Here is a 14,495-nt window from a genome sequence, read left to right as displayed (position 1 = left end):
TTTTTATTGCATGATCGGTTTGTAATTATCAGCAATTGGAGAGTTCCCAGATGGTCGTTAAGAAAAAGGTCGCTGCCCCTAAAAAAGTCGCCGTCAAAAAGGCTGTGACCAAGAAGGTTCCGGCAAAGAAGGTTGTCGCCAAGAAAGCGGCCCCTAAAAAGGTTGCCCCCAAGAAGGCTGCTGTCAAGAAAGCGCCTGTGGCAAAAAAGGCTCCTGCGAAAAAAGTTGCGGTGAAGAAGGTTGTAGCCAAAAAGGCCGCTCCCAAGAAGGCCGCTCCCAAGAAGGCCGCTCCCAAGAAGGTAGCTCCCAAGAAGGTAGCTCCCAAGAAGGTAGCTCCCAAGAAGGTAGCTCCCAAGAAGGTAGCTCCCAAGAAGGTAGCTCCCAAGAAGGTAGCTCCCAAGAAAGCCGCTCCCAAGAAGGTAGCTCCCAAGAAGGCCGCTCCCAAGAAGGCCGCTCCCAAGAAGGTAGCCGTGAAGAAAGTACCTGCGGCGAAAAAGGCCCCTGCGAAAAAGGTTGCGGTGAAAAAGGCTGTTGTCAAAAAAGCTGTGACGAAGAAGGTTCCGGCGAAGAGGGCAGCCCCCAAGAAGGTGGCGCCCAAGAAGGCTGCCGTAAAGAAAGCGCCTGTAGCGAAAAAGGCTCCGGTCAAGAAAGTCGTAGCCAAGAAGGTCGCGCCTCCTAAGAAGGTCGCTGCCCCAACGACTGTGGTGACGCCTCCCTTAAGCCTAGAGCCTCTTGGCTTGCCAGAGCAAATGAGGGACGTTGCGTTGCAGGTTCTTGATGAGCGGCAAGCGGAAGATGTGATGGCGCTTGATGTGCGTGGTCGCAGCGCGATTGCCGACCATGTCATTATCGCCTCAGGCCGTTCAGCGCGTCAGTTGGCCGCGATGGCGGAGTATCTGCGTGAGGCCTTCTCTAAACTAGGCGTTAAGAACATGCGTGTCGAAGGGTTGACCCAAGGCGATTGGGTCTTGATCGATGCGGGGGACGTTATTCTTCATTTATTCCGCCCCGAAGTGCGTGCCTACTATCATATTGAGACCATTTGGTCGGCGACAACGCCTGTTGAAACAGGGGAATGAAAAGCCGGATTCTGGCTGTTGGCAAAGTGCGTGGCGCTCAGGCAGCGCTTTGCGATGAGTATATCAAAAGGTTGACGGGTGGCTTTTCTGTTCGTGAATTGGCCACCCAAAACCAAAAGGCTGAGAATGAGGCTATCTTGGCCGCGTTGCCCGCGCAGTCCTTTGTTGTGATTTTGGATGAGCATGGGCAGGATTTGACCAGTCGTGAACTCGCCCACAAAATGGCGGCATGGCAGGATCAAGGCGTATCAGAGCTTGTCCTTGTGATCGGTGGGGCGGATGGCCTGACGGCAGCCGTTAAGGAACGCGCCGATTTTTGCCTAAGCCTTGGCCATAAGACATGGCCTCATCAGTTGGCGCGTGTGATGCTGATTGAGCAGCTTTACCGCGCCCAGCAAATCAATAACGGACATCCTTATCATAGGGATTAAGAGGGGGGCGGGCATATTCCCCTGCTGGTCTTTATGCTTTATACGGTCTTCGTCAGATAAAATGATTCAAAAAAACTGGATCCCCGCTTTCGCGGGGATGACGGTAAGGGGTTAAATTAAAACATAAATCCTGTCATTCCCGCGCCCTCGTCCCGCCGCGCTTGCGGCGGGCGAAAGGGCAAAGCGGGAATCCCGTTTGTTTTCTTTTTTCATGATCACTTTATCGGAGATAGGTTATAGTTTTATAAAACGTCATCCTAAGGAATCACCATGCCTCATTCACTCCCGCATTCCCGCCCCGTTATGTTGTGTATTCTGGATGGTTTTGGCTACCGCGAGCCTGCGGCGGATAACGCCATCAGTGTCGCCAAGGCCCCCACATGGCAAAAAATATGGAACGATCATCCCCATGCGTTGTTAGAAGCATCGGGGGAGGACGTTGGGTTGCCCGTAGGGCAAATGGGGAATTCCGAGGTTGGGCATATGAATCTGGGTGCGGGGCGCGTCGTGTATCAGGATTTGCCTTTGATCGACCGCGCCATCGCCTCCGGCTCCATTGAATCGAACGAGCCATTGACGGCGTTTATCACCAAGCTTCGCGCCAGTGGCGGCGTGTGTCACCTAATGGGGTTGGCTTCTACGGGCGGCGTGCATTCTCATCAAGATCATATGGTGGCGTTGGCCAAGCTTCTGACGGCGGCGGGGCTAACGGTTCAGGTTCACGCTTTTCTGGATGGGCGCGATGTGCCGCCGCAAAGCGCGGTGGAGCAAATCGGCCAGCTTGAAGATTCTTTGATCGACTGCGTGGGCGCGTCCTTGGCGACGGTGTGTGGTCGCTATTACGCGATGGATCGTGACAAAAGGTGGGAGCGCGTCCAAAAGGCCTATAATCTACTGGTGTCTGGTGAAGGCGCACGCGTGCCAGCGGCGGTGGACGCGATTGAATCCAGCTATGTAGATGGGATTTATGACGAGTTTGTGTTGCCTATCGCGATGACCTCTTATCAGGGCATGAAGGATGGCGACGGAATCCTGTTTGCGAACTTCCGGACGGATCGTGCGCGTGAGATTCTTGAGGCCTTACTGTTGCCGTCTTTTAAAGGGTTTAACCGCAAGAAGGTTGTTCTTTTCGGCGCCGCGATGGGCATGGTGGAGTATTCAGAAGCGCTCAATCAGGTGATGACGCCGCTCTTTCCGCCCAAGAAAATTGACATGGGGCTGGGCGAGTATGTAGCTCACCTTGGCTTGACTCAGCTGCGGCTTGCCGAGACGGAAAAGTATCCTCACGTCACGTTCTTTTTTAATGGCGGGCGCGAGGACCCTTACGCGGGTGAAGACCGGATCATGGTTCCCTCGCCTAGGGTGGCAACGTATGACCTTCAACCTGAAATGTCCGCGAAAACGGTGACGGACAAGGCAATTGCGGCGATGGAAGGCAACGCTTATGACCTGATCGTTGTGAACTATGCCAACCCCGATATGGTGGGGCATACGGGATCATTGCCTGCTGCCGTCAGGGCGGTGGAGACGATTGATGCCTGTCTGGCGCGGCTTGTGGCGGCCCTTGAAAAAGCGGGCGGCGTGGCCTTGATCACAGCGGATCACGGCAATTGTGAGGTTATGGCGAATGCGGAAACGGGTGGCTCCCATACGGCGCACACCCTATCCAAAGTCCCCGTTGTGATCGTGGGACGGACATCGTGCCATCGTTTGCGTGATGGTCGTCTGGCCGATGTCGCGCCGACGCTTTTGTCGCTTATGGGAGTCGAGAAACCTTCCCCCATGGAAGGCTCGAGCTTGATTATAGGATAAGGCTTTGCCCCAAAAGACGATCTTTCTTATCGCGTTAGTCGCCGTTTTTCTCTTGTCGCTTAAGGCGCCCAGTCTTGCGCAGACGCCTGCCGATCTCGCGCGGGTCGAAAAGCAACTGGAAGAGCAAAAGGCCGCCGCCCAAGGGCTGGAGAAGAAAGAAACCGCGACGGCTCAGGAGCTGGAGACCTTGCGCGATAAGTTGATTACGGCTGGCCAAGAGCTTCAGACCAAAAGCAATGAACAGGAAGAGCTTGAGGATCGTTTGACGGCTTTAGAAAAGGAAACGGAGCGGCGCACCCTTTCTTTAAATGAATCCCGCCGCCGCCTTGCGTTGCTGACGCGCCTCCTTTTGCAATTTTCCCGTCAGCCGTCCGAGGTTGTCTTGATGCAAGAGGCTTCGCCTGACGATCCCATTCATCGCACGATCTTGCTTCGCTCCATGCTCCCACACCTTAAGGATGAAACGAACCAACTAGCGCAAGAGGTTGAACAATACACGCAATTACAAAATCAGACTGAGAAGCAGCGGAACCTTGTCAAGGCCGCGGGGCAAAATCTTTCATGGCAAAAGAACAAGCTGGATCAACTCATTCAAACGCGCCAAGGGTATTTGGAAAAAACGACTGAAGAAAAAGAAGCCTTAACGCGGCAGCTTGAAAGCCTCACCAATGAAGCGAAAGACCTTCGGCAACTTATGGAAAAGGTTACCGATTCCTCGTGGAGCAAGGCTATCGGCAAGAGCCGCCTATCCCCATCCTCTCGTGCCAAGGCCGGCCTTATCAAGATGCCCGTTTCGGGCAAGGTTGTGCATGGTTATGGCGACAAGGACGATTTTGGCGTGACGAGTGAGGGGATCACCTTTGCGGCGGCGGCGGGTAGTCCCGTGATTGCGCCGCGTGCGGGACGCGTGATGTTCGCGGGCGCTTTTCGTGGGTACGGTAAGGTGATTATCCTTCAGCATGAGGGGGGATATCACTCCTTTCTATCGGGTTTTGCGCGCCTTGATGTCGATGTCGGGCAGCAGGTTGAAAGCGGCGAGCCTTTGGGCATTTTGCCCACCAAGGGGCAGGGCAAGGCTGAGCTTTACTTTGAATGGCGTCATGATTCTAAGCCCTTGGCTCCTGTATAAGAAAAAGGCCGTGCGGCTTCCGATAAGCCTTCTTTTTTTCCGTTTTCTCCTTGGCCACTTATACTCTAAAGTGGCTTAACCTTACCTTCTTCCCCGATTCGATCTGGAGCTTCCCCTTATGACTCGTTTGCTTTCACGAATTTCTCTTGTTGTTTTGTTGGCCGGCTGTCTTGGCGCAGGGGGTGGCGTTTATGCCCGAACGGTGGATCAAAGCACGAGCGCGATGTCAAGCAAGGGGATGGCCGCCGATACGGACACCTATAAACAACTGACCCTTTTTGCCGATGTGCTAGAGCGCACGCGCGCCGATTATGTGGACGAAGTCACGGACGAGAAGCTGATTGAAAACGCGATCAACGGGATGCTTTCTGCGCTGGATCCTCATTCGGGCTATTTGAATAAAAAGAGCTATGAGGACATGCAGACGCAAACGCGTGGCGAGTTTGGTGGTCTTGGCATCGAAGTTACGATGGAAAACAGCCTGATCAAGGTTATCTCGCCTATCGATGATACGCCTGCCGCCCATGCGGGGCTTCAGTCGGGTGATCTTGTAACACATCTGGATTCCAAGCCCGTGACAGAGCTAACGCTTAGCGAGGCCGTTGATAAAATGCGCGGTGTTCCGGGAACCAAGATTACGCTGACCATTCGGCGCGGCGGGCTGACGGGGCAGCCATTTGACGTGACGCTGACGCGTGCGGTTATTCATGTGCAGGCCGTTCGGTGGGAAGTTAAGGACGACGTGGCCTATATCCGCATCAAGACGTTTAATGAACAGACGCAGCCGGGGCTTGATAAGGCTTTGGCCGAGGCGAGCAAGCAAATCGGCGCAAAACTGGTCGGTTATGTGATCGATTTGCGCAACAATCCGGGCGGTTTGTTGGATCAAGCGATTTCGGTCAGTGGCAGCTTTATCGACGGCGGGAAAGAAGTCGTCTCGACGCGCAGCCGTCACAAAGACGAAAACCAAACCTATCTGTCCAAGGGCGGCGATAAAACGGGAGGCAAGCCGCTGGTTGTTCTGATCAATGGTGGCTCGGCGTCGGCTTCGGAAATTGTCGCGGGTGCTTTGCAAGACTATCACCGCGCCATCATCCTTGGCACAAAGAGCTTTGGCAAAGGCTCTGTCCAGACGATTATTCCTCTCGCGGGATCGGGGGCAATGCGCCTGACCACCGCGCGGTATTACACGCCGTCGGGTCGTTCTATCCAGCAAAAGGGGATCGAGCCTGACATTGCCGTTCAGCCCGCCAAGCTTGAAGAAATCGCGACGGGTAAGGGCTTGAGCGAGGCGGATCTGCGCGGCGCTTTGGTCAACGATACGGTCAAAGACGGCAAGGATTCCAAGAAGGACAAGGAAAAGAAAGCCAAGCCTTCTGAGGATGAGGGGGCTTCAGGCGATGGCGTTGATGATAGCAAGAGCGCGGATGGCGATAAGAAGGACAAGACAGGCAAAAAAGCCGAGGCCTATGATTATCAGCTTGAACGCGCCTTGGATCTGATCAGGGGCATTCATTTGTTCAGCCTTAAAACGGCAACAGTGGCGGAGGATAGGGCGAAGTGAGCGACGACGCGCAAGCCCCCGATGTCGGTTCCGTCAATGTCGCCATTGCCCTTCAAGCGGCGCTGGCGGCGCGACGTGAGACATTTCTAGCGCGCTACCCGCGCAAGGTGAAGCTGGCGGCGACGGGCCTGTTGTTGGTTCTTTTGGTGCTTCCTCTTTTTATGGGGGGTGGGGCGCATGTTCGTCCTTCTTACCGTGCGGCGCATGATGTCGCGCCAGAGGAAGAGATGGATTTGGCCTCGATCCCCACGACCCTTGATAAAACACCGACAAAGGAACGTCATGAGCCCAAGACAGAGGCCGAGCAACAAGCGGCCACGGCCAATGACGCGAATACCGAGCCTTTAAGCATTGCGCCCGATATGGCGTTGGTGGAGGAAACGCCGACGGGCTTTCTTCCCAAAATAGCGGAAGATGGACGCCGTCCTTGGCAGGTTTATGCCAGAACCTTTGATTTTCGCGACCCGCGCCCCCGCATTGCGCTGGTGATTGGCGATATGGGCTTTTCGCGGGTGGCGACGGATGCCGCCTTGCATCGCCTGCCGCCCGCTGTGACGCTTGCGTTTGATGCGCAGGGCACGTCGATTGACGAATGGGTAACGCGGGCGCGGCAAGACGGGCATGAAACGCTGCTCTCCTTGCCGATGGAGCCGTTTGACTACCCGCGCAATGATTCAGGGCCGAAGTCCCTTTTGACGACCTTGCCGAACAGCGACAATATGGTGCGTCTGCGTGATGTGTTGCGCCTTGCCCAAGGCTATGTCGGGCTGACGACCCTTTCCGGATCGCGTTTTGTGACGGACTCGGTGAAGATGGAGCCCGTTTTGGAAGAGGCGCGCAAACGGGGGCTTTTGTTTTTAGATTCCAAAATCTCGTCGCACAGCATCATCAGCGATTTGGCGGTCAAGATGAAAGTGCCGACAGCGCAAAGCGTGCGCTTTATTGACTCGACCCCGACGCCGCAAGCCATCGACGCGGCGCTCGCGCAGCTAGAACAAATCGCGCGGGTTGAAGGCGCTGTTGTCGCGATGGCGGAGCCTTTGCCCGTCACGCTTGACCGGATTGAGATTTGGGCGCGTCACCTTCGCGAGCGCGGCGTTGCGCTGGTTCCGCTCTCCTCGGTGGTGCGATAGGCGGCTTAAAAGCGAAGGAACGTGGCGGCCAGAAACAGCGCGACGTACAGCGCGAAAACAAGGCCGAGCGTTGTATAGCCCGTGCGCCCGATGCTTTGCGTGGCGGCCAAGGGAAGGGTGGGGAATTTCTTTTTTAAAGCCCACCGTGCGGCCTGACTCAAAACAAACCAATCTGCGCCTACAACAAAAACCGGTAACGCGGCCTTGATAAGGGTGGCCGTTTTTATTGATAACGACGCCAGAAGCGGCGAGAAAAAGAACAGAGCAAAAATCGCGCCGCTGGCCACAAGGCAACAGGCCGCGATAATAAGGCGCAGCTGCCTTGTTTGGGCACGAAGGGCAAGCTCCATGTGACCCATGATTTCCTTGGCCGTGTCGCCCGACAGGCCGACGGGATAAAGGCGGCGCAGATCGTTGGGACTTATTTTTCCCGCGAGCGCCAGTTTAAGCGCATCTTGAAGGGCACGCGCCGTCAGCGCGGCTTTAAGGGGGATTGCGCCATGCGCGGCCCGCGCCAGTTCGCGGCGCGGTTCTTTGAGCGAAGCATCCAAAAAGGCCGGCACGCCTAAAAGCCGCCCCATCTTGCCCGCGCAGGCGATGAGGGAGCCTTTGCCGTTGATAACAATCTTGATGTCGGCATAGGGAATCTTGGCCTCAAGAAGCAGCGTTGTTTTCTTCTGCGGCTTTTCGGGATCCTCTGGCACAAGGGTGATGTCCGCGTGGCCTTTGGGCAGGTTGGCTTCGCCAAAGCGCGAGACAGCGCGAAGAAGCCCGCTGGGAAGACCCGATGTGGCACTTAGGGAAAAGGACAGCTTTGCGCCCTTGGTGATGTGCGCCTCGCGGCTCATCACGCCCGTGCCTTCGCAGGAGCTGCAGGGCGTCGAGCCCTTCCCCTGACAGGTGATGCAGAGGAGACGGCCTGCTTGGTTGCAGTGGCGGCAGGGGGCATAGTGCGTGCCTTGGCAAATCGGACAGGGGTTGGACGGGTTGGCGGGATCTTGGCCATTGCCGCCGCAGTTATAGCAAAGCTCTCGCCCACGCCCTTCGCAGTGCAGGCATGTGGTAAAGCCAAGCCCCTGACAGTCAAGGCAAGGATGCTGCGCCGTGCCATTACAAGAAGGGCAGTTTTCTGTGGCGACAAGCGTGGTTGTCGGATCGCTCCATGTCAAAAGCGAGTCGTGTTGTCCCCAGCCAAAGCCTTTTGTTTTCTTTATTTCGGCCACGGCGTCCTTGACCCAAGCGTCCTCTTTTTCAAAGGCCTGCTGGCTTTGGGTGATTTCCTCGTCAAGCGCGGCAAAGGAGGGAAGAACCCGCACGCCTTTAAGCTTGCTGCGCCCGTTATAGGCATTGGTGCGAACATCGATATGGGGCGTCATATTTAAAACGCCCGTCAGCGTGTAGGTTTCCTCTTTGAATTCAACAAGCCGAATGGCTTCGGGCGCAAGGCCGTTGCCCTTGGCCAAGGCCTGAAGGCGGGAGAGGGCGGTCTTGGTGAGCGTCTTTTGTTCGGTCACGATGGTTTTTCTTTTCAGACAAAAAGCCGAGGTTTTCCATTGTGCATCAAAAAGCGGGGATTTGCAAAAGGGGAATAGGGGAGGCTTTTAATGAGAACGAAAGTAAAATAACATAAACGACACAAAAAACCACCGTCATCCCGACGAAAGTCGGGATCCAGTTGCGCCGCGTCTGCGGCGCGTATGACTCAAAAGTATAAACAAAAGGGCTGCTTTGATTGATTTGACTCTTATGCCTCGCAGATGCGAGGCCGCTGGATACCGGCTTTCGCCGGTATGACGCTAAAGGGAAATGCGGCCACAAAAACCACCGTCACTCCCGCGAAAGCGGGAGTCCCGTTTGTTTTCTTTACCACTTGCCATCTCTTTAATTGTTTTGGCTATACCCCCTTTTTTTCTTAAAATTAACCCAAGCTCTTATCTTTGATAATTTGCCGAATTGTTTTTCCAAGCCTCTCTCTACGGTCAAGGGCGCGGCGGATCTCAGTTTTTTCGAGCGTAATCGTAATGTTGCGATCATTTTCACACGTTTGAACATGACCAATGGCAAAACGGGTTCTCACCCCGCTGATTTCTTTTCCAGCCATGCGGAAGCAAGTGCGTTCCAAGGCATCGCAAAGCCCTTTGATCCCTACCAAAGGGGCGCTGCTACCTTTCATCATTTTAAGGCAAAATTGTTGATTGTTAAGGGGTTTGCTTTCCCAAAATCTGTTGGTTGCGCGGTTAAAAAACGAAATAAGGCTTTCAATGTTTTTTTCTGTTTTTTTAGTCTCTGCTTCAGCGTTGACTGTTTCCGCCTTTTCGTAGGCTAGAGCGACCATCTGGGCGTTTTGGGTAAGAAGCTCTTCGCGCTCGACGAGTTCTTTAATATCTTCTGGAGGAAGGCGGAGGATCCACCCGCTTTCTGACTTGTAGAAGCCGCCGATCTTGCGCGATCCGGGGCGCAGGATTTTGAGCTTGCCATCGACAACAATGTCGGAGCGCTCTAAAGCAAGGCTAAGTTTGGCGACTTGAAGCGGAGTCAAAGCCGTGCGCGCTGCACTTTGTACAGGCCTAAAATAATTTGCCAGTGTCGTTCTCTCAAAACAAAGGCCCAGAACGCGCATGGAATCGTTGAGCGTTCTTAGCGCGTCGAGTGTTTCGAATTCTTTTTCGCCAGCGTTTGTGGGGATGGTTTCAGTAATTTCGGTTTTCATAAAAGCTTCCTTTTTTAATCATTGAACGCGCGGAGAGCCTATCAATTCGCGGCTTCCTTCGTCAACGCAAGAAGATGGTTAATGCTCCCCTTATCGCCTGAAGGGTCCCAAACACGCTTTCAAATACGCGCCGGTGACGCTGGCTTTGTTCGCCGCGATTTCTTCGGGCGTGCCCGTGGCGATAATCTTGCCGCCGCCATCGCCGCCTTCGGGGCCGAGGTCGATGATATGATCGGCGGTCTTGATGACTTCCAAATTATGTTCGATCACGATGATGGAATTGCCTTGATCGACCAGCGCGTGCAGAACCTCCATCAGCTTGCGCACATCGTCAAAGTGCAGGCCCGTGGTGGGTTCGTCCAGAATGTACAGCGTCTTGCCCGTTGCGCGGCGCGAAAGTTCTTTCGAAAGCTTGACGCGTTGCGCCTCGCCGCCCGACAAGGTGGTGGCCGCTTGCCCAATTTTGACATAGCTTAGGCCCACGCGCTCCAGCGTTTGCAGCTTGTCGCGAATGGAAGGGACGGCAGCAAAGAAAATCGCGCCTTCCTCCACCGTCATGTCCAAAACGTTGGCGATTGATTTGTCGCGATAGGTAATCTCTAGCGTCTCGCGGTTATAGCGCTTGCCGTTGCATACGTCGCAGGTGACGTAAACATCGGGCAGAAAGTGCATCTCGATCTTTGTGACGCCGTCGCCCTCGCACGCCTCGCACCGCCCGCCCTTGACGTTAAAGGAAAAGCGCCCCGCCGCGTAGCCTCGCGCCTTGGATTCCGGCAGGGCGGCGAACCAATCGCGGATGGGCGTAAACGCGCCGGTATAGGTCGCGGGGTTGGATCGCGGCGTGCGGCCAATCGGCGATTGGTCGATGTCCACGATCTTGTCGATAAACTCAATGCCTTTCAGGGAGTCATGCTTGCCCGCCGGATCGCGGGCATTGTTCAGCGCTTTGGCCAGAGCCTTATACAGCGTTTCGTTGACCAACGTGGATTTGCCACTGCCCGATACGCCCGTGACGCAGGTCAAAACGCCCAAAGGAAAACGCGCATGCAGGTTCTTCAGGTTGTTTTCGCGTGCGCCAAAAAGCTCTAGCCATTCTCCCTTGCGTCCCTTGCGGCGTTGCGCCGGAACGGGGATGCTTTTCTTGCCCGTCAGGTATTGCGCGGTCAGGCTGTCCTTACACTTTAGGACTTGCGCGGGTGTTCCCGCCGCCACGACGCTGCCGCCATGCACGCCAGCCCCCACGCCCATATCGATCAGGTAGTCGGCGCTGCGGATCGCGTCCTCATCATGCTCGACAACCAGAACGGTGTTGCCCAGATCGCGCAGGCGTTTCAGTGTTTCCAGCAGGCGATCATTATCGCGTTGATGCAGACCGATGGACGGCTCATCCAGAACATACAAAACGCCCGTAAGGCCAGAGCCGATTTGCGAGGCAAGGCGGATGCGCTGGCTCTCGCCGCCCGATAGCGTACCACTGGCGCGGGACATAGACAGATAGGAAAGGCCGACGTTGTTAAGAAAGCCTAAGCGTTCATTGATTTCCTTAAGGATGCGTGAGGCAATGTCGCGCTGCTTTTTCGTCAGCTTTTTGTCCAGTTTGGAAAACCACGTCGCGGCATCGGCAATCGAGAACGCCGCCACCTCGCTGATATTCAGGCCACCGATTTTTACGGCCAAGGCTTCGGGCTTCAGGCGTTGCCCACCGCAAGCGTCGCAAGGTGTAGAGGCCTGATACTTGCCGATTTCCTCACGGATCCAGCTGCTATCCGTTTCGCGCCAGCGCCGCGCCAGATTGGGGATTACACCTTCAAACGGCTTGGTGGTTTTAAAGCTGCGCGTTCCGTCCTCATAGGCGATTTTGATGGAAACATCGCCGCTGCCATGCAGGATTGCCTCACGAAATGCGGGTGACAGCTTGCGCCACGGCGTTTCCATGCTCTCTTTGTAATGCTTGGCCATAGAGCGCAGCGTTTGTTGATAAAACGCGGCAAAGGTTGTCTTCCACGGGGCAAGCGCACCTTCGTTCAGCGATAGGCTTTCGTCGGGTACGACAAGCGCGGGATCGAACGAGAGTTTTTGCCCCAGCCCGTCGCAGGCAGGGCACGCGCCATGCGGGTTGTTAAAGGAAAACAGGCGGGGTTCAATTTCATCAATTGTAAAGCCGCTGACGGGGCACGCGAACTTAGCGGAGAAAAGGGTGATTTCTTTCGTTGTCGCGTTCTCGGCAAACATCAATCCATCCGCCAGCTTCAGGCAGGTTTCGATGGAGTCGGCAAGGCGGTGATCCATGGCCGTGCGCACGACAAGGCGATCCACCACCACGGCGATATCGTGCTTGATTTTTTTATTCAGCGCGGGCGCGTCCTCAATATCATAAACCGTGCCGTCGATCTTGACGCGCTGGAAGCCCTGTTTTTGCAGGTCGGCAAGCTCCTTGCGGTATTCGCCTTTGCGGCTCCTTACGATGGGGGCAAGAAGCAGAAGTTTCGTGCCTTCCTCCATCGCCGCTATGCGATCCACCATCTGCGAGACGGTCTGGCTTTCGATGGGCAGTCCCGTCGCGGGGGAATAGGGCACGCCAATCCGCGCAAAGAGAAGGCGCATATAGTCATAGATTTCCGTGACCGTCCCGACGGTCGAGCGCGGGTTGCGCGAGGTCGTCTTTTGCTCGATAGAAATGGCGGGGGATAGGCCGTCGATGCCATCCACGTCCGGCTTTTGCATCACTTCCAAAAACTGCCGCGCATAGGCCGACAGGCTTTCGACATAGCGCCGCTGCCCTTCGGCATAGATGGTGTCAAACGCCAGCGAGGACTTGCCCGAGCCGCTCAGGCCCGTGATGACCACCAGCTTATCGCGCGGAATCACCACGTCGATATTCTTTAAATTATGCTCACGCGCCCCGCGCACATGGATGGATTGGTTCATAGCGCGATATATGACCCAACTTTGATCAAAAAACAAGAACAAAAAAAGAACAAAAGCCCTTGCGGTTTGGGGCGACTCTGGGTAGGGTGGTGGCTTAACATCAAGCCTTTGAACGGAGAAAAAGATGGCCGGAAGCGTCAACAAAGTTATCCTCGTCGGCAATTTGGGCAAAGACCCCGAAGTCCGCGCTTTTCAAAACGGGGGGCGCAAGGCGAGTTTCTCCATCGCGACATCCGAAAGCTGGAAGGATAAGGCGACGGGCGAGCGCAAGGAAAAAACCGAATGGCACAATATCTCGGTGATGAACGATAATTTGATTACCGTGTGCGAACGCTATTTGAAAAAGGGCGCGAAGGTCTATATCGAAGGCCAACTGGAAACCCGCAAGTGGCAGGACAAAGAAGGCCATGATCGCTATACGACGGAAGTCGTCTTGCGCCCCTATCGCGGTGAGCTGACGATGCTGGATTCTAAGGGCTCCGGCGGCGGCTCTTCCTATGGCGGCGGCGAGCCTTCGTTCGAGGGTGGCTCCTCCAGTGGTTCCATTAGCGGCGGCTCCAGCGCCCCCGATTTGGATGACGATATCCCGTTCTAAGGGGAAGGCGTTGTCCCCTGACCTTATCATCTGGGACTGTGATGGCTGCCTTGTGGATAGCGAGGTTTTGGCGTGCGCCGTTGCGGCGGAATGCCTGACCGCTATCGGTTATCCGTTGACGGGGCAGGACTATGTCACGCGTTTTGCAGGGCAGACGATGGCCGCGACGCTCGCAGCGCTTGAGGCCGAGACGGGGCGCTCTTTTGCCGAGCGTTTTTCTTTGGACTCTTTTCGGCAAAAAGTGTTGGACCTCTTCGAAACAGCGTTAAAGCCCACGCCCTATGTGGCTGAAGTTTTGCCGCTTTTGGATGTGCCGATGTGCATTGCGTCAGGGAGCAGCCTTAAGCGCAATGCGCGGGCGCTGACGTTGACGGGGCTGGACGCGCACTTTGACGAGGGAACCCTTTTCAGCGCGGAGCAAGTGGCGCGCAGCAAGCCCGCGCCGGACGTGTTTTTATTCGCGGCGGAACGGATGAAGGCGTCTCCTGAAAAATGTCTGGTGATTGAAGATTCCGTGACGGGCATCACGGCGGCCAAGGCGGCTGGCATGCCTGTGTTTGCCTATCTGGGTGGCTCCCATGTGAACGCGGCGTGGCGGCAGCGCGTTGAGGCGGTGCAACCCACTTCGATGTTTGACGATATGCGGCAGTTGCCAGAGATGGCCCTTCATTACAAAAGAGGAGCGTGAGATGACAAAAAAAGTCCTAACAGGTTTTTTGTTTGCTGTCGTTCTTTTGACGGCGTCATATGTGTTTGCTTGTGGTGAGGAGGGCAATACGCCAGAAAAATTAGCCAAGCGGCAAAGCGAAGATTTTGCGCGTAAGGATGTTGATCATGACAATCTCTTATCCTTTTCCGAGTTTTCTACCTTTCAAGACTGGGAAATGGGAGGGCAAAAGGATCACGCCGTCTTTTTCCGTGCGTTGGATAAGGATGCGTCCGGTTCTTTGACTTTCGATGAGTGGCAAGTCGGCTTTCCCTTGAAGGGTTATATGACAAAAGGGGGCTGTTAATAAGAGGAGCGAAAAGTGAGACATTGACCCAAAACACCTCAAGCGTTGGTAAAGGTATTATCGCCCTTTCCCCCTTTGCCTCCCCCCTTGCGGGGGAGGAA

Annotated in this window: 12 protein-coding genes; 9 read left to right on the top strand and 3 right to left on the bottom strand. The window is 55.2% G+C overall.

Going from position 1 to position 14,495, the window contains the following annotated elements:
- Positions 1-50 precede the first annotated feature (50 nt).
- From rsfS to WC612_00195, 6 genes are all read left to right on the top strand, one after another.
- Complete coding sequence (gene rsfS / locus WC612_00220; GenBank protein MFA6279205.1) at positions 51-1,079, top strand: ribosome silencing factor; 1,029 nt, start codon at positions 51-53, stop codon at positions 1,077-1,079.
- Positions 1,076-1,510, top strand: a complete 435-nt coding sequence (locus tag WC612_00215; protein ID MFA6279204.1) for a 23S rRNA (pseudouridine(1915)-N(3))-methyltransferase RlmH — start codon at positions 1,076-1,078, stop codon at positions 1,508-1,510. The genes rsfS and WC612_00215 overlap by 4 nt, the downstream gene beginning before the upstream one ends.
- 270 nt (positions 1,511-1,780) lie before the next feature.
- Entirely contained in the window at positions 1,781-3,322 is a 1,542-nt protein-coding gene (gpmI, locus tag WC612_00210) for a 2,3-bisphosphoglycerate-independent phosphoglycerate mutase (protein ID MFA6279203.1), read from the top strand.
- Positions 3,323-3,326: 4 nt separating this feature from the next.
- A complete protein-coding gene (locus WC612_00205; GenBank protein ID MFA6279202.1) occupies positions 3,327-4,451 on the top strand; it encodes a peptidoglycan DD-metalloendopeptidase family protein in 1,125 nt (374 codons plus the stop codon).
- Between the two features lie 118 nt (positions 4,452-4,569).
- On the top strand, positions 4,570-6,015 hold the full coding sequence (locus tag WC612_00200; GenBank protein MFA6279201.1) for a S41 family peptidase: 1,446 nt from the start codon (positions 4,570-4,572) through the stop codon (positions 6,013-6,015).
- Entirely contained in the window at positions 6,012-7,148 is a 1,137-nt protein-coding gene (locus tag WC612_00195; protein MFA6279200.1) for a divergent polysaccharide deacetylase family protein, read from the top strand. The genes WC612_00200 and WC612_00195 overlap by 4 nt, the downstream gene beginning before the upstream one ends.
- 5 nt (positions 7,149-7,153) lie before the next feature.
- Here the strand turns inward: WC612_00195 and WC612_00190 are convergent, their stop codons facing one another.
- The 3 genes from WC612_00190 to uvrA form a co-directional block, all read right to left on the bottom strand.
- Entirely contained in the window at positions 7,154-8,662 is a 1,509-nt protein-coding gene (locus WC612_00190; GenBank protein MFA6279199.1) for a hypothetical protein, read from the bottom strand.
- 404 nt (positions 8,663-9,066) lie between these two features.
- On the bottom strand, positions 9,067-9,858 hold the full coding sequence (locus WC612_00185; protein MFA6279198.1) for a hypothetical protein: 792 nt from the start codon (positions 9,856-9,858) through the stop codon (positions 9,067-9,069).
- A gap of 90 nt (positions 9,859-9,948) precedes the next feature.
- Entirely contained in the window at positions 9,949-12,786 is a 2,838-nt protein-coding gene (gene uvrA, locus WC612_00180) for an excinuclease ABC subunit UvrA (GenBank protein ID MFA6279197.1), read from the bottom strand.
- 124 nt (positions 12,787-12,910) lie between these two features.
- Between uvrA and ssb the strand changes: the two genes are divergently transcribed.
- From ssb to WC612_00165, 3 genes are read left to right on the top strand one after another with little or no spacing between them, the layout of a single operon-like run.
- Positions 12,911-13,381, top strand: coding sequence for a single-stranded DNA-binding protein (gene ssb, locus WC612_00175; GenBank protein MFA6279196.1), 471 nt, complete (start codon positions 12,911-12,913; stop codon positions 13,379-13,381).
- A gap of 10 nt (positions 13,382-13,391) precedes the next feature.
- Positions 13,392-14,069: an HAD family hydrolase gene (locus WC612_00170; protein MFA6279195.1), complete on the top strand. Its 678-nt coding sequence runs from the start codon at positions 13,392-13,394 to the stop codon at positions 14,067-14,069.
- Between the two features lies 1 nt (position 14,070).
- The gene (locus tag WC612_00165; protein MFA6279194.1) at positions 14,071-14,394 is read left to right on the top strand and encodes a hypothetical protein; all 324 of its coding nucleotides are present in this window, start codon (positions 14,071-14,073) and stop codon (positions 14,392-14,394) included.
- Positions 14,395-14,495: the final 101 nt, after the last annotated feature.

It is taken from the genome of Bdellovibrionales bacterium, assembly GCA_041662785.1.
In the GTDB taxonomy this organism is placed as follows: domain Bacteria; phylum Pseudomonadota; class Alphaproteobacteria; order UBA9219; family UBA9219; genus UBA8914.
This window is presented reverse-complemented; position numbering and strand designations above follow the sequence as displayed.